The sequence below is a fragment of the Aeromonas sp. 19NY04SH05-1 genome, from assembly GCF_040581895.1.
Taxonomy (GTDB): Bacteria; Pseudomonadota; Gammaproteobacteria; order Enterobacterales; family Aeromonadaceae; genus Aeromonas; species Aeromonas enteropelogenes.
Genome location: NZ_CP095328.1, coordinates 1,674,939 through 1,693,819 on the forward strand (window position 1 = coordinate 1,674,939; position 18,881 = coordinate 1,693,819).

At 57.9% G+C, this 18,881-nt stretch carries 13 protein-coding genes; 10 read left to right on the forward strand and 3 right to left on the reverse strand.

Annotated features, from left to right (window positions below):
- The first annotated feature begins 44 nt into the window (after window positions 1-44).
- On the forward strand, window positions 45-5,006 hold the full coding sequence (locus tag MRK42_RS07845; RefSeq protein WP_338612113.1) for an alpha-2-macroglobulin: 4,962 nt from the start codon (window positions 45-47) through the stop codon (window positions 5,004-5,006).
- 115 nt (window positions 5,007-5,121) lie between these two features.
- A complete protein-coding gene (gene pbpC / locus MRK42_RS07850; RefSeq protein WP_338612451.1) occupies window positions 5,122-7,368 on the forward strand; it encodes a penicillin-binding protein 1C in 2,247 nt (748 codons plus the stop codon).
- Between the two features lie 16 nt (window positions 7,369-7,384).
- Here pbpC and MRK42_RS07855 read toward each other — a convergent pair whose 3' ends face one another.
- Complete coding sequence (locus MRK42_RS07855) at window positions 7,385-8,344, reverse strand: hypothetical protein (RefSeq protein ID WP_338612114.1); 960 nt, start codon at window positions 8,342-8,344, stop codon at window positions 7,385-7,387.
- A 177-nt stretch (window positions 8,345-8,521) separates the two neighbouring features.
- Here MRK42_RS07855 and thiI point away from each other — a divergent pair, with 177 nt between their 5' ends.
- A complete protein-coding gene (gene thiI / locus MRK42_RS07860; protein WP_042025513.1) occupies window positions 8,522-9,970 on the forward strand; it encodes a tRNA uracil 4-sulfurtransferase ThiI in 1,449 nt (482 codons plus the stop codon).
- Window positions 9,971-10,044: 74 nt separating this feature from the next.
- Here thiI and MRK42_RS07865 read toward each other — a convergent pair whose 3' ends face one another.
- Window positions 10,045-10,437 carry a hypothetical protein gene (locus MRK42_RS07865; protein ID WP_185377882.1) on the reverse strand — a complete coding sequence of 131 codons (393 nt, stop codon included), beginning with the start codon at window positions 10,435-10,437 and terminating at the stop codon, window positions 10,045-10,047.
- 92 nt (window positions 10,438-10,529) lie between these two features.
- On the reverse strand, window positions 10,530-11,165 hold the full coding sequence (locus MRK42_RS07870) for a trimeric intracellular cation channel family protein (protein WP_201977123.1): 636 nt from the start codon (window positions 11,163-11,165) through the stop codon (window positions 10,530-10,532).
- A gap of 410 nt (window positions 11,166-11,575) precedes the next feature.
- On the opposite strand from MRK42_RS07870, the gene MRK42_RS07875 reads away from it, so the two are divergent.
- The 7 genes from MRK42_RS07875 to MRK42_RS07905 all read left to right on the forward strand — a co-directional run bounded on the left by MRK42_RS07875 (window position 11,576) and on the right by MRK42_RS07905 (window position 18,787).
- Entirely contained in the window at window positions 11,576-12,436 is an 861-nt protein-coding gene (locus MRK42_RS07875) for a flagellin (RefSeq protein ID WP_102948266.1), read from the forward strand.
- 764 nt (window positions 12,437-13,200) lie between these two features.
- Window positions 13,201-14,058: a flagellin gene (locus MRK42_RS07880; RefSeq protein ID WP_102948267.1), complete on the forward strand. Its 858-nt coding sequence runs from the start codon at window positions 13,201-13,203 to the stop codon at window positions 14,056-14,058.
- Window positions 14,059-14,096: 38 nt separating this feature from the next.
- Window positions 14,097-14,528 (forward strand): flagellar protein FlaG, encoded by a 432-nt coding sequence (locus MRK42_RS07885; RefSeq protein ID WP_127904493.1) that lies wholly within the window; start codon window positions 14,097-14,099, stop codon window positions 14,526-14,528.
- 12 nt (window positions 14,529-14,540) lie between these two features.
- Window positions 14,541-15,935, forward strand: coding sequence for a flagellar filament capping protein FliD (fliD, locus tag MRK42_RS07890; RefSeq protein WP_202007546.1), 1,395 nt, complete (start codon window positions 14,541-14,543; stop codon window positions 15,933-15,935).
- A gap of 19 nt (window positions 15,936-15,954) precedes the next feature.
- Window positions 15,955-16,380, forward strand: coding sequence for a flagellar export chaperone FliS (gene fliS, locus MRK42_RS07895; RefSeq protein ID WP_102948270.1), 426 nt, complete (start codon window positions 15,955-15,957; stop codon window positions 16,378-16,380).
- Window positions 16,380-16,682: a hypothetical protein gene (locus MRK42_RS07900; protein ID WP_102948271.1), complete on the forward strand. Its 303-nt coding sequence runs from the start codon at window positions 16,380-16,382 to the stop codon at window positions 16,680-16,682. The genes fliS and MRK42_RS07900 overlap by 1 nt, the downstream gene beginning before the upstream one ends.
- On the forward strand, window positions 16,682-18,787 hold the full coding sequence (locus MRK42_RS07905; protein WP_338612115.1) for a 6-hydroxymethylpterin diphosphokinase MptE-like protein: 2,106 nt from the start codon (window positions 16,682-16,684) through the stop codon (window positions 18,785-18,787). The genes MRK42_RS07900 and MRK42_RS07905 overlap by 1 nt, the downstream gene beginning before the upstream one ends.
- Window positions 18,788-18,881: the final 94 nt, after the last annotated feature.

Consider the following 18,881-nt stretch of genomic DNA (forward strand, 5'->3'; position numbering starts at 1 on the left):
TGCGGCGGTTGCCTGCCAAGGGATCGCCGCGTCGATAATGGGCTTTGTGTCGAGGGGGCGGGATGCCTTATCCTGTTCCCTGTCACGCTGCCATGGCAGCGCTTTACCCCGGGATGGATCCTATGCGCCTCTTTACCCTTCGCCCTGTTTTCCACCACGCCGTCCGTTCACCCTCTTTCCCCTTTATGCGCCGCGCAGCGGCCTTGCTGCTGGCCGGGGTTACCAGTCTGCTGCTGGCCGGCTGTGGTCCGGACAAGCCGGCCACTAAGGCAGAGGCTCCCGCAGCGCAGCAAGAGATCGGAGCCCCGGACGCCGTGGTGCAAGCCAATGCCCGTCAATACCGGGATGCACCGGCGCTGGCGCTGGTTTTCTCCGGTCCGCTCACCCCCAGCGCAAGCTGGCAGCGCTGGCTCGCGGTGAGCGAGGGGGGCAAGCAGGTGCAGGGGGAGTGGATCCTGGCCGATGATGGCCGCACCCTCTATTTCCCGAACGTGCAGCCCGACAAGCGTTACGAGGTGAGCCTGAAGTCGGGGCTGGGCCCATCCCCCCAGAGCTGGATCCTCAAGACCCGGCCACTGGAAGCGGGGGCCGCCTTTACCGCCAGCGGTATGGTGTTGCCGCTGCGCGAAGAGCTGCGCCTGCCCATCAGCGCGGTCAACGTAGACGAGGTCAATATCGACTTCTTTCGGGTCGATGCCGCCTATCTGCCGCGCTTTCTGGCCGAGTACAGACCCGGTTCCGGCATGGGCAACTGGGAGCTCGAACAGATCACCAAGCGGGCCAAACGGGTGTTCAGCGGTCGCTATGCGCTGGAGCTGGATCCCAACCGTCGCGAAACCCGCCTCATCAATGTGAAAGAGCCCCAGCTGGCCGAGGCCGGCGTCTATTTTGCGGTGATGTCCCCCCTTGGCAACTACGACTGGCGCAAGGAGACCACCTATTTCGCGGTGAGCGACATGGGGCTCAGTGCCCGTCGCTATCGGGATCGGCTGGAGGTGTTTGTCAGTTCGCTGGCAACGGCCGACCCACTCAAGGATGTGCAACTCTCTCTGCTCGACGAGAAGGGCAACCGGCTGCAGGTGCACGCCACCGACAATCGCGGTCATCGCCGGTTCGATCAGGTGCAGGGGGCGCGTCTGCTGCTGGCCGAGCAGGGCAAGCATCTGGCGGTGCTGCGTCTCGATGGTGCGGCGCTTGACCTCTCCACCTTCGATCTTGGCACCCAACCCTGGCAGGCCCAGCAGTTGTATCTGTTCAGCGGGCGCGATCTCTATCGCCCCGGCGAGAGACTCGACAGCGAGATCCTGCTCAAGGGGCAGGATGGCCAGCTGCTGCCGGGGATGGCGGTGGAGCTGGAAGTGAAACAGCCGGACGGCCAGCTGCTCGAACAGAAACGGCTGCTGCCGGACAACCTGGGCGCCGCCCACTACGGCCTGCGTCTGCCGATGGATGCGCCGCTCGGGCGCTGGAGCATCAACCTCAAGACCGTCGCCGGCAGCCGCTTCGAGTGGCCCTTCCTGGTGGAGGAGTTTTTGCCGGAGCGGCTGAAACTACAGCTCGGCAAGGGGCCCGATGGTGAAGTCACGGATCTGGACGCCGCCCTCACCCTGCCGCTCAGGGGGGATTACCTCTACGGCGCGCCAGCGAGTGCCACCAGGGCGAAGGCGGAGGTGAAAATAAGCCGCGCCACCATGCCCTTTACCCGGTGGCAGGAGTTCACCCTGGGGGACGTGCTGCTCGGCGAGCAGGCCAGGGAGCTCGAGCCGCTGAGTCTCACCCTCGATGCGCAGGGGCAGGGGACTTTTTCGTTATCTGATGAACTCGACGGCGTGCGTGCCCTCGGGCCGCTGGAGGTAGCCTATCGGGTGTCGCTCTCCGAGCCCGGCGGCCGCGCCGTCAATCGCAGTCGCACCCAATACGGCTGGCCCGAGGGGAGCCAGTGGCCGGCGCTCAAGGCCGATTTTGTGGCCGATCGGGTGAAGGGAGGCAGGCCGCTGCCGTTCCAGATCCTCAACCTCGATAAACAAGGGCAACCGGTGGCGGGTGAGGTGAAGGTGCGCCTCATCAACGAATACCGCGACTACTACTGGCACTACGCCGATGGGGAGGGGTGGAAATACGAGTTCAACAGCCAACCCTATCTGGAACAGGAGCAGACCCTGCAGCTTGACGGCAAGGGGCCGACGTCTCTCAGTCTGACGCTGGCTGCCGGCTGGTATCGCTTCGAGGTGGAAAACAGCCAGGGCCATCAATCCAGTCTGCGGCTGGAGATCGGCAGCTACGCCTGGGGCGGTGGTGGCGAGCAGGCGCGGCCCGACAAGATCGTCATCACCCTCGACAAGCGCGCCTATCAGGCCGGTGACAAGGCAAAAGTGACTCTGGTGGCGCCGCGCCCGGGCAAGGGGTTGCTGCTGGTGGAGGATGGTGACGGTCTGCGCTGGTGGCAGCGTATCGAGCTAAAAGCCGAAGGTAGTGAAAAAGAGGGGCGTGGCGAGTTCGAGATCCCCGTCAGTCCCGAGTGGCAGCGTCATGATTTGCATATCTCGGCCCAGATCGCCGCACCGGATAGCGACTCCAAACCGGCCAGCAGCCAGCAAGGGCAGAGCCTGCGCTCGGTCGGGCTGGTGCCGCTGACCCTGGACAGGGAGTCCCGCCGCCTGCCGCTCACCCTGAGTGCGCCGGACAAGGCGGTACCGCTAACCCGTCTTGAGGTGACCGCTACCTCGACCCCGAATAGCCAGGGGCGGGTGGTGCTGGCGGCGGTGGATCGGGGCGTGCTCAACATCAGCGACTATCGCCCCCTCGATCCGTTCGAGCTCTTCTTCGGTCGCAAGCGCTTCGCTCAGGATTTGTTCGATAACTATGGCCAGGTGATCCCGCCCCAGGATGGCAAGCTGGCCCGTCTCAACTACGGCGGCGATGCCCCGGCCCTGAAAAAGGGCGGCGCGCTGGAGAGCAGGGTCGAGATCGCCGCGCTCTGGAGCGGCGAGGTGAGTTTTGACGAGCAGGGCATGGCGCTGATCCCGCTCGAACTGCCCAATTTCAACGGCGAGCTGGCGCTGATGGCGCTGGCCTGGAACGAGCAGCAGGTGGGGCAGGCAGAGCGCGCCGTCAAGGTGGTGGCGCCGCTGGTGGCCGAGATAGGCTGGCCGCGCTTTGGCGCGAGAGGCGATGAGACCCGCGCCTTGGTGCAACTGCGCAACATGAGCGGCGAGGATCAGACCCTCTCCCTTGATTGGACCCTGAATGGTGGGCTTAAGGCGAACGGCAATCTGCCCAGCACCCTTTCCCTTAAAAATGGCGAGGAGCAGTGGCTGACCCTGCCGCTCACGGTGACCGGAGCGAGCGGGGTAGCGCGTTTGCAACTCGCCGCCAGCGGCAAGGATATCGCGATAAGCCGCGACTGGTCGCTGCCACTGCGCTCTCCCTGGCCGGCCCAGACTCGCCAGCGCTATCAGATGCTGGCCCCCGGCCAGCAGATGAGTTTTGCGCCAGACGAGCTGGCCGGGCTGGATGGCGCCAATTTGCAGGGGCTGCTCAGCCTCTCCGGTACGCCCCCCTGGGATCCGGCCGCCCAGTGGCAGGCGCTGGCCGATTATCCTTACGCCTGTCTGGAGCAGACCTTGTCGCGCGCCTGGCCCTATCTGCTCACTACGGCAGAGGAGCGCAAGAGCTGGTCTAAAGGTTTGCCCAAGGCCGACAAACCGCTGAGCGAGGCGGAGCTGCAGCGCGCCTTGCTGCAACGGTTGCAGCGGTTGCAACTGCCAAGCGGCGGCTTTGGCCTCTGGGACGGCCGCTCCGACGAGGAGCAGTGGCTCACCACCTATGCCGCCGACTACCTGCTGGCTCGCCAGGAGGTCGGCGATGCTGTGCCGGAGGCCATGTTGAGCCAGGCCCTCAAGCGCCTGCAGAGCTACCTCACCGACAGCCAGTACTGGGAGCGCTGGAGCAGTGCCCCCGAGCACAGCCGCCTGGCCTATCAGGCTTATAGCGCCTATGTGCTGGCGCGGGTGGGCAAGGCGCCGCTCGCTACCCTGCGGCTTATCTGGGAGCAGCAGGCGGATCACGCCCGCTCCGGTCTGCCGCTGTTGCACCTCTCGCTGGCCTTCTCGGCCATGGGGGATGAACAGAATGCTGCCAGAGCCCTCGACCGGGCACTGGCCGCCGAGCGTGCTGACGGCTATCTGGGGGATTATGGCTCTGCGCTGCGCGACCAGGCCCTTGAGCTCTCCCTGCTGCGCCGGCACAAGCTGGCGGAAGATCGCTGGTCAGCCCTCAGTGCCCAGGTGGCCGATACCCTGGCCCATCGTCAGTGGCTCAGCACCCAGGAGCGGCTCGCCCTGCTGCGCCTAGCTCAGGCCGATCCGGCCGCCGGGTGGCAGGCGCGGATCACCTCGTCATCCGGTGCTCAACCGGTTGCCGGTGACACCAGCCTGCAGCTTGGCGCCCCCGAGGCGCTGGCGGCCAGCACGGTTACCAACGAGGGCAAGGGCTCGCTCTATGTGCAACGCACCCTGATTGGCTACCCAGAGCAGGCTCCTGCCCGGTTGAGTCAGGGGATAAGCGTGACCCGCAGCTGGTTCAATGCCGATGGCCAGCGTTTTGATCCGGCCAGGGTGCGGGTCGGCGATCTGGTAGTGGTGCGGCTCAATGTCAGTAGCGAATCGGCGGTACCCGATGCCCTGCTGGTGGAGATGCTGCCGGCGGGCTTTGAGCTGGAGAATCCGAGCCTTGGCAACAGCATCAAGCTCGAAGAGCTCTCCATTGAGGGGAAACCGGCCTGGCAGAGCGAGTGGAACGACTATCTCAAGCATCAGGAGTTTCGCGATGACCGCTACACGGCGGCGCTGGATCTGAGCGAGGGGAGCAACCAGCAGTTGGTCTACCTGATGCGGGCGGTGACGCCGGGTCACTATCGGGTGCCGCCGACCCAGGTGGAGGATATGTACCGGCCCGAGCTGCGGGCTGTGGGTGAGGATATCCATGAGGTGACCATCTCTGAGTAGCGCACCGATGGGAGAGGGCGGGAGCCTCGCCGTACTGCGCGCCCGGGCCGGTCAGTGGCTGCGCAATCTGGGGCTTGCCCTGCGGCGCCTGCCACGGGGATTGCGGCTGACAGCCATGGCGCTGGGGGGGCTGGCACTGACGTCGCTGGCGCTGGATCGCGCCTTTCCGCTGCCGCCGCTCGATCCTGCCTATGCGCGGGTGGTGCTCGATATGAAGGGGAGGCCGCTGCGCGCCTTTGCCGATACCAGTGGGGTATGGCGCTATCCGGTGACTTTGGATCAGGTCTCCCCCCGTTATATCGAGGCGCTGCTTGGCTACGAGGATCGCTATTTCTGGCGCCATCCCGGGGTCAATCCGGTGGCTATGGTGCGCGGGGTCTGGTTGTGGCTGCGCTACGGGCGGGCGGTATCGGGAGGCTCGACCCTCACCATGCAGGTGGCCCGCTTGCTCGAACCCTATCACAGGAGCGTGCCCGGCAAGCTGCGCCAGATGGCGCGGGCGCTGCAGCTGGAGTGGCACTACGACAAGCGCACCCTGCTCACCGTCTACCTCAACCGGGCGCCCTTTGGTGGCAATCTGGAAGGCGTCCAGGCGGCGAGCTTTGCCTATCTTGGCAAGAGCGCCGCCAAGCTCACCCATGCCGAGGCGGCCCTGCTGGCTGTGCTGCCCCAGGCCCCCAGCCGTTATCGGCCGGACAGGCATCCCGAGCGGGCCCGCGCCGCCCGTGACAAGGTGATGCTACGGCTGGTCAGGCAGGGCGCCTGGCCCGAGGCCGTGTGGCGGGAGGGACGCATCGAACCTGTGCTGGCCCGCGCCCGTTTCACCCCGATGGAGGCGCCGCTGTTTGCCCGCCTCGCCGCCGCCAGTCAGCCGGGGGCCTTGGTGCACACCACCATAGATGGCGATCTGCAGCGTTGGCTGGAGGGGCGGGTAGAGAGCTATATCCGCCGCTTCCCCGAGCAGACTTCCGCCGCGCTGCTGCTCGTCGATAACCGGACCATGGCGGTGCGTGCCTACGTAGGCAGCGCCGAGTATGGCAATTTGCGCCGCCACGGTTATCTGGACATGGTGCAGGCGATCCGCTCCCCCGGCTCCACCCTCAAACCCTTCATCTATGGCCTGGCGCTGGATGAGGGACTGGTTCATTCGGCCTCTCTGCTCTCTGATGCGCCAAGGCTTGGGGCTGATTATCGCCCCGCCAACTTCACCGGCGCCTTTCAGGGGCCGGTGACCCTGACTCGGGCCCTGCAGCAATCCCTCAACGTGCCGGCAGTGCAGGTGCTGGAGGCACTGGGTCCGGACAAGCTGGTCAGCCGGCTCGACAACGCCGGGGTGAGGCTGGCGCTCTCGGACAAACCCAACCCGGCCATTGCGCTGGGGGCGGCGGGCATTCGGCTCGAGCAGCTGGTGGCACTCTACAGCGCGCTGACCCGCCAGGGGCAGGTGGCGATGCCGGTCTGGCTGGCAGATCAGCAGGCGGTGTCGCGCCCCTTGTTGAGCCCGGGGGCCGCCTGGATCATCTGGCAGATCCTGAGTGCTCAGGGGCGGGCGGATCAGCCCTTTGCCAGCGAGGCGACCGGCCGGGTCAACCGGCTGGCCTGGAAGACCGGTACCAGCTATGGCTATCGCGACAGCTGGGCGATGGGGGTCTCCGGTCGCTGGACCCTGGGGGTTTGGCTCGGGCGCCCCGACGGCACCCCCATGCCTGGTTTCTATGGCCAGAGTGCGGCAGTGCCGCTGCTGCTCTCGGTCTACTCGCGGCTCGGGGACGACAGTCTCCTGCCGATACAGCCCAACACGGTGAGCGAGGCCGAGATTTGCTGGCCGCTGGGGCGGCGGGCGAGCGCCACCCTGCCGGAGACCTGCCTGCAACGACAGAGTGCCTGGCTGCTGGAGGAGCGGGATCCCCCCACCTTGCCCGATCCGCTGGACTGGCCTTCGCCGCTGCGTCAGGTTGCGCTGACCGATCAGGGAAAACCGACCCTGGCCCGTTGTCGCGAGGCCGCAGGCTCAGGCTGGCGGGCACTTTGGCCGCTCTCGCTGGAGCCCTGGCGGGCTTTTGGCGAGCGGCGTCAGGCATTGTTGGCCGGCGGCTGTGCGGGAGAGGCGGCGCGTACCGAGTTGCAGGCGCCCATCCGCATCCTGGCGCTGGGAGAGGGGAACCTTATCCGCAGCGAACGTTACCGCTTGCAGCCCAGGGTGCTGGGTGGGGTGGGTAAACCGTTCTGGTTTCTCAACGGTCAGCGGCTGCGCTGGGACGGGGATCAGGTGCTGAGCAAGGCGGGCCGTTACCAGCTGGTGGTGGTGGACGAGGCGGGCAATAGCGACCGCATCGAATTTCGCCTGGAAAATCCCTCCTGATCGGGAGGGAGTACGCTCAGGATTTGACCTGCCCCAGGCGGGTAAAGAAGTGCTGGCTCTTGCGCTGGTGGAAGTGACTCTTCTTGATGGAGTGGAATACCAGCGCGCTGCCTGGGTGGCTCGCCTTGAGGCGGTGGATCATCGCCATGGCGGGCAGACTGGTGCTGATCATGGTGGTGAGGGGCAGGCTTCGGGTTTGTGGCCCCAGCAGCTGGTTGAGTGCCTGCTGGGCCTGCTCGAAGCGCGTCAGTGCCGCGGGTTCCGGGTAGCCGCTGCCGAGCATGGCGAGCAGGGCATCGAGGGCCTGATGAAACTCGGCCAGCTGCTGGCGAAACCCGCTGCGCCCACGCAGGGCGATGAGCTCCGCAAACGGGATCTCGTTCAAGTGAGTGGGGACTTGCAACGGGATCTCCAGATGGAAGCAATCCTGGCCGCCACGGTTGTGATAACGGGATTCGAGCAGGTGGAGCAGCCTGTCCAGATAGTCATGATCCGTGATGAGGGCCCCCTCATTGGCGAGTGCCCACTCACGGGCGAGGCGCATGGAGAGCAGGTTGGCAAAGCGCCGCGCCATCCTGAACCCTCCCTCGTCCCGGCTGGCAAAGCCGTTGTCGAGGCAAAAACCGTGCAAGCGCTCCAGGCCTGCCTGGGCCGGGCAGAAGCAGTCGTGGTTGACGCTTTGGCGCCAGCGTGCGATGAGCTCCTTGTTGCCAAACACCTTGTGGCGGACAAAATCGGGGGCGATAAGGCCGCCGAGCTGACTCTCCAGCTGGGGGGTGATGGCGGCAAAGAAGGCGGGTTCTGGCCGCTCTGCCAGCAGATCCGTCTCTGTTTCGAGGGTCTCCAGCAGGGCAGTCAGGCCGCTCTTTTCGCTGACGGTGAAGACGAAGGCGAGCCGCTCCAGATAGAGCAGGGCAAACTTGAGCCAGAGCTCGTCACGTACCTCCATGCCGGGGTAGTAGATATAAGTCTTCATCGGATCAATCTGTTGTCGGGATCTTGCCAGGGCGCAGGGTCGGGAATATACGCAAAATCGCCGCCATGCGGCAAACATTGCGTGGCGGTCTGTGAGCAAACGCTCATCCAGTAGGCGCTGGGCATAAAGTTCTGATATAATTCGCGCCCTTAAATCAAGGTCACCCGAGTTAATACCATGAAGTTCATTATCAAGTTGTTCCCGGAAATCACCATCAAGAGCAAGTCGGTTCGCCAGCGTTTCATCAAGATCCTGCAGGGCAACATCCGCAACGTCCTGCGACGCTTCGACGACGACGCCCGGGTGCGCATGGATTGGGACAAGCTGATCGTGAGTTCGCGCAATGACCAGTTCCGTGACCAGGCCATAGAAGCACTCGCATGCATCCCCGGCATCCAGTCCTTCCTCGAGGTACAGGCCAGCAAGTTCACCGATCTGCACGACATCTTCGAACAGGTCAAGGCTGTGTGGGGCGACCAGCTCAAGGGCAAGACCTTCTGCGTGCGTGCCAAGCGTCACGGCAAGCACGAGTTCTCCTCTCTTGAAATTGAACGCTACGTAGGTGGTGGCCTGAACCAGCACTGCGAGAGCAACGGTGTGCGCCTGAAGAACCCGGATGTGAAGATCAACCTCGAGATCGACGGTGAGGAGCTGTTTATTGTCAGCGCCATCCATCAGGGCTTGAGCGGGATGCCCATCGCCACCCAGGAGGACGTGTTGAGCCTCATCTCCGGCGGTTTTGACTCGGGCGTCGCCTCCTTCCAGTTCATCAAGCGCGGCTGCCGCGTGCACTACTGCTTCTTCAATCTGGGCGGCGCGGCCCACGAGATCGGTGTCAAGCAGGTGGCTTATCACTTGTGGAACCGCTTCGGCTCCTCCCACCGGGTGCGCTTCACCGCGGTGGACTTCGAGCCGGTGGTGGCCGAGATCCTCGAGAAGATCGACAACGGCCAGATGGGCGTAGTGCTTAAGCGGATGATGATGCGTGCCGCCGCCAAGGTGGCCGACGAGTTCCAGATCCCGGCGTTGGTGACCGGCGAGTGTGTGGGCCAGGTCTCCAGCCAGACCCTCACCAACCTGAACGTGATCGACCGGGTGACCGACAAGGTGATCCTGCGCCCGCTGATCACCTGGGACAAGCCGGACATCATCAGCGAAGCGCGCCGCATCGGTACCCTGGAGTTTGCCGAGACCATGCCCGAGTACTGCGGCGTCATCTCCAAGAAGCCGACCGTGAAGGCGGATCTTGCCCGCATCGAAGCGGAAGAGGCCAACTTCGACTTCGCCATCCTGGACAAGGTGGTAAGCGAGGCTCGCTACCTCGACATCCGTCGCATCGGTGAGGAGACCGCCGCCGAGGTGCAGGAAGTGGAGACCACCGCCTCGACCGGTGACAACGAGGTGATCCTGGATATCCGCTCCATGGATGAACACGAAGAGAAGCCGCTGCTGGTGGAAGGGCGCGAGGTGCAGCATATTCCCTTCTTCAAGCTGGCTACCGCCTTTGGCGACCTGCCGAAAGAGAAGACCTACCTGCTTTACTGCGATCGCGGCGTGATGAGCAAGTTGCAGGCGCTTTACCTGAAAGAGAAGGGCTTTGACAACGTCAAGGTGTACCGTCCGTAACGGTTAAGTGACTCTTCATAAAAAAATCCGGCCAATGAGCCGGATTTTTTTATTGCACATCGTGACGGCCGCCCTCAGGGACAGGGAACCGGGGTGAAGGTGGTTTGACCCTGGCAGCGCCAGCCCATTTCGGCCTGACGCATCTGCCACAGGTTGTTGCTGCGATAGAGGGTCAGGATGTAGAGCATGTCGCTCTTGTTGCCATCAAGGGCAACGGAGAGCACCAGATCGTTGTCCAGTTGTCTGGCCTGGATACGACTGGGTATGTCATTGTGGCCGACGAAACGCAATGCCACTTCACGATAATCATTGACCCAGTTCTGGCGAGCGCTGCTCGCCTGGCGGATCTGCTGGTTGAACTGCTGTACCGGGGTTGACGCGAGACGGCCGAACAGCACCTGCGCCTCGGCTTGCGCCGTTGTCGCATAGATCAGTAACAGTGAAGTGATGAGTCCAAGTTTTTGCATGAGGAATTCCGGCTTACAACACTGGATCCTATGACAACAGAAAAGCCTGTTTGGTTCAACGAACAAGGCCGGGAGGCAAGCCCCCGCACTTGTCATTGGCTGCGCTGCAACGAGAAAGTGGGCAGTGACAGGTGCCAGTAGATGGCTGCGACCCGCAAGCCAAAGACGGTTGTCATGCAGATGAGCATGGCCGTCACCCGATCCACGTTGGCCTCCAGCGCCAAGGTATAGAGGATGCCCCCCAGGATGCAAGCGGTGGCATAGATCTCCTTTTGCAGCACCATGGGGACTTCCCGGGCCAATACGTCCCGGATCATGCCGCCAGCGACCCCCGTCATGGTACCCATGATCACCGCGATGAGCCCGGGGGTACCGAAGTTGAGGGCCTTCTGGGCGCCGATCACGGTAAACAGGGCAAGACCGAAGGCATCGGCTACCGGCAATACGAACCAGGGCATGCGCTTGGGTAACTTGACCATCCACATACCGATCAGGGCCGTGGCGATGACTACCCAGATATAGAGGGGGTCACGCACCCAGAATACCGGGGTGGCCCCCAGGATCATGTCACGGATGGTGCCGCCACCGATGGCAGTCACGGCCGCCAACACCATGACGCCAAATCCGTCCATCCTTAGCCTCCCTGCAACCAACACTCCCGAAAACGCGAATACCGCAGTACCAAACATGTCGCTGATATAAACAATCTGCTCAACCAGTGTCTGCATGGAGAACAACTTACGTCCAGTTATTGATGGGGTCGCGATTTTAGGGGGCGCGCCGCCTCTGACCAATGGGCGTCTGCAAGAAGTGGGAGCCAGACCAAGTTTTTGTTTGCGGCGACATGGATGGCGAAGCTTATGCGGCGGGGGAGCTGGTGTGTAAAGGGATATGATGATGCCCGTGTGAAACCAGTCCTTCTTTGCTCCATGCCTTCGTTGAAGGATGGATGGCATTTTTTCCTCAAGTTAAGAGAGAACATGCCGATAAATAGGGTAAGCGGCGCTAATGCGATGAAGCGTTAAAAAAACTGCTAAAGACATCGAAAAAGCAGCCGTTAAATAAGACGCATCAGGCAGGAAAAACAATAAAGCCTGAGTAAATAAAAGAGCAAATTTAATAGCTTAGGAGAATAGTCATGAGTATGTATGTAAATACCAACGTTTCGAGCATCAATGCTCAGCGTAACCTGCGTAATAGCAATATCAATCTGGATACCGCCTATCAGCGTCTGTCATCCGGCCTGCGTATCAACAGCGCCAAGGACGATGCCGCCGGTCTGCAGATCTCCAACCGTCTGGCCTCCCAGATCAACGGTCTGAATCAGGGTAACCGTAACGCAAATGACGGTATCTCTCTGGCCCAGACGGCTGAAGGGGCGATGGAAGAGCTCACCGGTATGTTGCAGCGGATACGTACCCTGTCCCAACAATCTGCCAACGGTTCAAATAACAGCGATGACCGGATTGCTCTGCAGCAAGAGGTGAATCAGCTTTCAAAAGAGATTGACCGTATCTCCAGTGATACAACTTTTGGTGGTACCAAACTGTTAGACGGTAAGTATGGCGGGAAATTCCAGGTGGGTGCCGATGCCAACCAAACCATCTCGTTCAGTTTATCGACCTATGCCTTTAATGTGGCCGGGCTTGCAACTGAAGCTAAGGTCACAACAGCCTTTGCTGCTGGCGATAACGGTATCAATATCACGAAAGCTTCATTCGCACAGAATGTGCTTGGGGCGGTCGACAAAATGATCAAGACGGTTGATAGCAAGCGTGCCGAGCTGGGTGCGGTGCAAAACCGGATGGAATCAACCATTCGCAACCAGTCCAACATTGCGGAAAACGTCAGTGCAGCGCGAGCTCGGGTACGTGATGCAGACTTTGCGGTAGAAACTGCGAACCTGACGCAGTTCAACATCCTGCAACAAGCGGCATCAACCGTACTGGGCCAGGCGAACCAGCGACCCAATGGCGCACTGCAACTGCTGCGTGGTTAAGAATAAAAAAATGAAAGGCGGTTGTTCAGGCCGCCTTTCCGGAGGACGCATCAGAGGGTGTTCGGGAAATCATGTCTCTGATAAGTCACAACACTGTAGTACACTACTAAGCTCAGCGGGGCAGTTTATAGTCTATAAACCTTCCCGCCCAATTCTCCTGAGCTAAAGCTCGTTGGCCGACCTTGATGTCGGCCTTTTTTATTTTCAACGTAACAAAGCATAACCCATGCCAGTTCTGAAATGCTTTCACCAGCGAGAAAAAGGAGTCGTACGCTTCTGCTTTATCGTGAACCGTCAAGGTTTTGAGGTGGTAGACAGATCCTGTCATCTTTTCAGGCTGTCAAATTGTTGGCTCAATGGGCGCTTATTGCCATTGGCCCGAGTCAAAACAATGACCCTATCTTGAGTTTCTGCTCCCCCTTTTTCTGATATACACCTGTGACAATTCAGTTACTTATCTGTTCTTAACCAAAGGTCGTCGATGTGTTTGAGCTGCTCTTTGGGGGGGATTGATCTGAGGGGGCAATCATTTGCCGCAGGCGGCAAAAAAAAGACTAAAGCTTCGTTCAGCGTGGCCGTTAACCAAGGTAAGCAAAAGATTGGGTGTTCGGGACTCCTGGATTTTGCGGTGTGGTGGGTGATTGTCCGTTCAAACAATCCCCACTGGTCGAGAGTAGACGGGCTCGTTCAACCCTCTACTCCCGGATTGCAACAAGGCTGATGTAAGCGAGGCCTGCAGTCTGTATCGATTGGGAGATTAAATCATGGCTATGTTTATTAACACCAACGTGTCCTCGCTGAACGCTCAGCGTAACTTGATGAATACCAACAAGACACTGGACACGTCATATCAACGTTTGTCGTCCGGTCTGCGCATCAACAGCGCCAGGGATGACGCCGCCGGTCTGCAAATTTCCAACCGTCTGACCTCCCAGGTCAATGGTCTGAACCAGGGTAACCGTAACGCAAACGACGGCATCTCTCTGGCGCAAACCGCAGAAGGTGCGATGGAAGAGATCACCGGCATGCTGCAACGCATGCGGACTCTGGCACAACAGTCTTCGAACGGTTCAAATAACAGCGATGACCGACTTGCATTGCAGCAAGAGGTGAATCAGCTTTCAAAAGAGATTGACCGTATCTCCAGTGATACAACTTTTGGTGGTACCAAACTGTTAGACGGTAAGTATGGCGGGAAATTCCAGGTGGGTGGCGATGCCAACCAAACCATCTCGTTCAGTTTATCGACCTATGCCTTTAATGTGGCCGGGCTTGCAACTGAAGCTAAGGTCACAACAGCCTTTGCTGCTGGCGATAATGGTATCAATATCACGAAAGCTTCATTCGCACAGAATGTGCTTGGGGCGGTCGACAAAATGATCAAGACGGTTGATGGTAAGCGTGCAGAGCTGGGTGCGGTGCAAAACCGGATGGAATCGACCATTCGCAACCAATCCAACATCGCCGAGAACCTCTCTGCTGCCCGTGCGCGTGTACGTGATGCGGACTTCGCGGTCGAAACTGCAAACCTGACTCAGTACAACATCTTGCAGCAAGCCGCGTCGACCGTGCTGGCGCAAGCCAACCAGCGTCCGAACGGTGCACTGTCGCTGCTGCGTTGATAAGCTGATACAGGTATGGAAAGTAGTTGGAGGACATCATGGCAAATGAAGTAAACCTTGGCTCGGCCTCCTCCTATGCTTTTCCAAAAACTGAAAGCAGTAGCCGTGAGGCTACTGCTTTTGTTTTGGCGCAGCAGAAAGAGGATGTGGCGAAGAAGCGTCAACAAGAGTTGGATGAAGCTGCAAAGCAGGAAGCCGTCGCCAAAGATGAAACAAAATCAGCATCTTTGGAAGAACAGGTACAAGAATTGCAGTCGGTCGTATCGATCAAAGGATGGTATCTGAATATTTCCAAGGATAATGAGCTTGGCAAGACCATCGTCAAGCTGCTGGACAAGGATTCGGGAGAGGTGATCCGCCAGATCCCGAGCGAAGAGTTACTGTCCATATCCAAGCGGTTTCGTGAACTTGAGCAGTCGGGGCTCGATGAGAGTCATCGCAAAGGGCTGCTGTTTGATAAATCAGTGTAGAGGGAGGTTTTTATGGGCTCGATAACATCTGCTGGCGTGGGCTCCGGATTGCCACTGGAAGATCTCATCAAAGCATCTTTAGATGCTAAGAAAGCCCAGTTTGAAAAACAGGTTGTGACCCGGGAGGCCAACCTGAAAACCTCGCTTTCTGGGGTCGGCAAGTTGAAATCAGCCATCGACACTTTCAACACATCCCTTCAAAAGTTGGCAAAGCCGACCGACTTTGCGGGGCGCAAGGTCACCATAAGCCAGGATACAACCAATCCGGTGCTGAGCATGACGGCGACGGATACGGCCAGCCAGGGCAAGTATGATATCCAGGTGGATCAGTTGGCCAAGGGGACCAAGCTCACGTCTCAGGCTGGGACATTCAGTTCGCCCAAAGACGTGATTGCCACTGCCGATGGCAAGTTGACCTTTACCGATGGTGACAAGTCCTTCGAGGTTGATGTCAAGGCGGGGGATACCCTCGAACAGCTGCGCAAACGGATTAATGCCAAGAGTGACAGCAATTTTGGCGTATCGGCCAACATCATCACCAGCAATGGTCAGTCCCAGCTCGTGCTGGAATCGTCTGTCACCGGCAGTAGCGGCAATCTGCAAATCTCGGCCAGTACACCAGAGCTGCAGAAATTCGATACAAGCAGCCCCTCTTCATCTTTTGATCGGGAAAATGGTGTCGATGCCAAGGTGACCATCGACGGCGTGGAGGTGACCAACTCCTCCAATACCTTTGACAACGTTATTCAGGACTTGAAGTTCACTGTACTGCGAGTCAGTGACAAGGAGTCAGACGGTGTGACCGCCAAGAAAACCAGAGTCACCGTCGAAGACAACATCGATAAAGCCAAAGAAAACATCAATAATTTCGTCAAGGCTTACAATGATTTGCAAACAACCATGGATGACTTGGGCAAAAGGCCCGTGATTGTCGGTGGTAACCGGACCGGGGACCCGGGTGAACTCGCTGGTGATCCGACTCTGTTTGCAATCCGGAATACCCTCTTTAAAGAGCTGTCCAGTGAGACAGGCAGTGGGGCCATCAAGTCGCTGTTTGATATCGGCATCAAGATGGACAAGGATGGAAAACTCTCCGTTGACTCCACAAAACTCGATGACAAATTGAAGTCGGATTTTAATGGCGTATCTGCGCTGTTTTCCGGGAGTGATGGCCTAGCCAAGCGCATTGACCCGCAGATGAAGGAATATACCAAGTCTGCCGGATTGCTGGCTCAGCGTCAGGACGGGATCAATACCCAATTGAAAGACATTGCGCAGAAACGAACCGACTTCAATGCCTATATGGTGACTTATGAAGAAGGCTTGCGTAAAAAATATGCTTCACTCGATGTGATGATCGCCAAGATGAACTCTTCTTCCAATGCCTTGGCTGGTATGTTGATGTAAATATAATTGAGACGGTGTTATGTATCAGCGAAACATTAAAGCATATAAAGCTGCGTCACTTGAAGCCGAATTGTCGGTGGCCGATCCCCATCGTGTCATTCAATTGCTTATGCAAGGTTTTCTGGAACGTTTGGCCAAGGCAAAAGGAGCCATTGAGCGCAAGGATTATGAACAGAAATCGATGCTGATTTCGTCTGCTACCGCCATTTTGAATGGTTTGCAAGACTCCCTTGATATGGAACTGGGTGGCATTACCAATGATCTCTATGGCTTGTATGCCTATATGAAGGATCGTTTGCTCGATGCATCCGTGAACATGGATATTGCCGCGATTGATGAAGTCATCGGGCTGATGCTTCCCATCAAGAGTGCCTGGGATCAGGTACCGGAAGAGGAGAAGCAAAAAGCGTATGCGATGCGCCGTGAAAGGGGAGAACTTTCCTGATGCCTGATCTTCGCAATGAAATCATCAGGCTGACGCAACGCATCATGGTATCGCTGGGTGGTGAGGACGAAAACCTCACTACCGCTCTGATAGACGAACGACGAGTGGTGATCGACAAGTTGATTGCCCATCGTGACCCTCAAGTCGACTATAGCGAATTTGTTAAGCAGGTGTCTGAACTGGATGCTCAGATTGTCGACGCGCTTTCCCAACATAAAAATGAAGTGGCTGAATCAATTTCATTGCTCAGCAGAAGTAGCAAAGCGTTGGCGTCATATAATAAAAACCGTGGAGAGTTCTAATGCCATCGTTAAATGATATCATTAATCGTTCGGAAGATGAGCTGCAACGTTTGACATTGCAACATCAGCAAGAAATTGCATTGGCACAACTAATTCCGGTTCGTTTTTCACAGAATATCGATGCCTTCCAAAAATATATTCCCTCGATAGCCGAGCAGTTTTCATCCTACAAGCCAAGCGCCGATTTCGAAATATTTTGTAGCGAAAATGGTATTGCCAATCTGCGTTGGCAGGAGAGCGGCCATATTTTATATGGCGAAAATCCATTTGATGACTGCCTGCAGCAGCTTGAAGCTGCGTTGGCCTCCGGTGGATTGATAAAATTTGGTATCGAGCGGCAGTGGGATCCTTTCCTGCAGCAACACTTTCTCTATACCAATGTATTGGAGAATGTGCTAGCAGAGTTCCGCCAACAGATTGATTCTGGCTTGGATGAACTTCCTCACGATATTCCACTGATGCTTATGTTTGGTTTGGGCCTTGGCTATCAGTTGGGATATCTCTACGAGCGTAAAAATATCGTCAATCTGTTTGTTTTTGAGCCTAACCTGGATCTTTTCTACGCCTCCCTGTTCTGCTTTGATTGGGCGCCATTGCTGGATTACATTGCTGAAAATAAGCTGGGTATTCACATCTTTCTGGGGCAGGATGAACACGTCATCATGCAGGATCTCAAGGATGCGGTGAATAAAAAAGGTGCATTTTTATCCTCCCACGTGTTTGGCATGTCCCACTACCAATCAGCAGTGCTCTCATCGCTACAAGCTCAAATTGCCAAAGAGTTCTATTCGCTGGCGATGGGATGGGGCTTTTTTGATGACAGCCTGTTTGGCCTCGCAAATGGCGTTGACAATATCCTTGCCGGCGCCCGTTTTCTGAGTCTGAAAAACCGACTGCCGGCATCTCTTAAAAAAACACCTGTCTTTGTCATCGCCAATGGCCCGTCGCTGGATGCGGATATCGAATTTATCAGAGCACATCAGCATCAGGCCATATTGATCGCATGCGGTACGGCAATCTCCTCGCTCTATAGGGCGGGCATTACGCCGGACATATATGTTGCGGTCGAGCGGGTCAACATGGTTGCGGCACATCTTGCCCAGATGAATGCCAGCGAGTATTTGCAGGATATCCTGATGATTGCCCCGGATGTCATTCATGCCGATACCAAGCGTATGTTCAAACGATATGTGCTCGGTATCAAGGCTGATGAGCCGCTTTACGTCCTGTTGTGCAATCATTTTGACTGGGCGGCAGAACTGCAGTGCTTGAGTTGCATCAATCCGCTGGTGGGCAACCTGGGGATCAGTTTGCCGCTGCACCTGGGTTTTGAACGCGTTTATCTATTCGGGCTTGATAATGGATTCAAGTCTGCCGAGCACCATCACTCCCGTCTGAGCGGTTATTATGATGACAAGGGCAAACCTATCGCCGCTTATAAAGATATGGCGTTGGCGCTGGCTGACAATATCAGGCCTGCCAACTTTGGCGGTGAAGTGCAAACCAATCAGCTATTTTCTGCCTCTGTGATGATGGCTGAATTTCTGGTTCAGCATTGCCCGGATGCAAACATATACAACTGCTCCGATGGCGCTTTGATCAAGGGTTGTGAACCGCTGAAAAGCCGGGATATTGTGGATTTGCCACCTATGCTCGATAAGAAGGTGCTGGTTGATTATATCTACAACGACATGGCCATCTCGTTGGATACTTCCCGTGATGCGATCGAGCCGCTGCTTGACGTTGAGCTGTTTGCCCGGGTGATGGAGTTGATTAAACAGGATTGGGCTGCCGACTTTACCTCACGGGCCATGCTGGTGGATGCGATGCAACGCAGCATGGAATATATCAACGTGATCCGGGAGAGCAGACAGTCTCATATCCACAACATACTGTTTGGCTCTCTCAACGGCATGTTTACCCTGTATCTGGCGATAGCCTATTTCAACGATGATGAAACCTTGTGCATGGCATGTGTCAATGAGCACAGGTATCTCTTTGTGGAATTTCTTGACCGTATGGGAATGATTTATCCCCATGCCCTCGATTATATCCAGGGAAGACACATCGCGGCTGTGCCTGGTCTGGCTTATCAGTTGTCATAATATTTTGACATCTTGAGCTGTCAGAACAATCAAAGCCCTCCCGTCAGAGACGATGGAGGGCTTTTTTGTATGAGGTGTAGAACGTGAAGCCGGG

Bases quoted from the DNA above. Each gene is read 5' to 3' on its own strand.
- pbpC (WP_338612451.1), top strand. From the start codon at position 5,122: ATGGCGCTGGGGGGGCTGGCACTGACGTCGCTGGCGCTGGATCGCGCC.
- MRK42_RS07855 (WP_338612114.1), bottom strand. From the start codon at position 8,344: ATGAAGACTTATATCTACTACCCCGGCATGGAGGTACGTGACGAGCTC.
- thiI (WP_042025513.1), top strand. From the start codon at position 8,522: ATGAAGTTCATTATCAAGTTGTTCCCGGAAATCACCATCAAGAGCAAG.
- MRK42_RS07865 (WP_185377882.1), bottom strand. From the start codon at position 10,437: ATGCAAAAACTTGGACTCATCACTTCACTGTTACTGATCTATGCGACA.
- MRK42_RS07870 (WP_201977123.1), bottom strand. From the start codon at position 11,165: ATGCAGACACTGGTTGAGCAGATTGTTTATATCAGCGACATGTTTGGT.
- MRK42_RS07875 (WP_102948266.1), top strand. From the start codon at position 11,576: ATGAGTATGTATGTAAATACCAACGTTTCGAGCATCAATGCTCAGCGT.
- MRK42_RS07880 (WP_102948267.1), top strand. From the start codon at position 13,201: ATGGCTATGTTTATTAACACCAACGTGTCCTCGCTGAACGCTCAGCGT.
- MRK42_RS07885 (WP_127904493.1), top strand. From the start codon at position 14,097: ATGGCAAATGAAGTAAACCTTGGCTCGGCCTCCTCCTATGCTTTTCCA.
- fliD (WP_202007546.1), top strand. From the start codon at position 14,541: ATGGGCTCGATAACATCTGCTGGCGTGGGCTCCGGATTGCCACTGGAA.
- fliS (WP_102948270.1), top strand. From the start codon at position 15,955: ATGTATCAGCGAAACATTAAAGCATATAAAGCTGCGTCACTTGAAGCC.
- MRK42_RS07900 (WP_102948271.1), top strand. From the start codon at position 16,380: ATGCCTGATCTTCGCAATGAAATCATCAGGCTGACGCAACGCATCATG.
- MRK42_RS07905 (WP_338612115.1), top strand. From the start codon at position 16,682: ATGCCATCGTTAAATGATATCATTAATCGTTCGGAAGATGAGCTGCAA.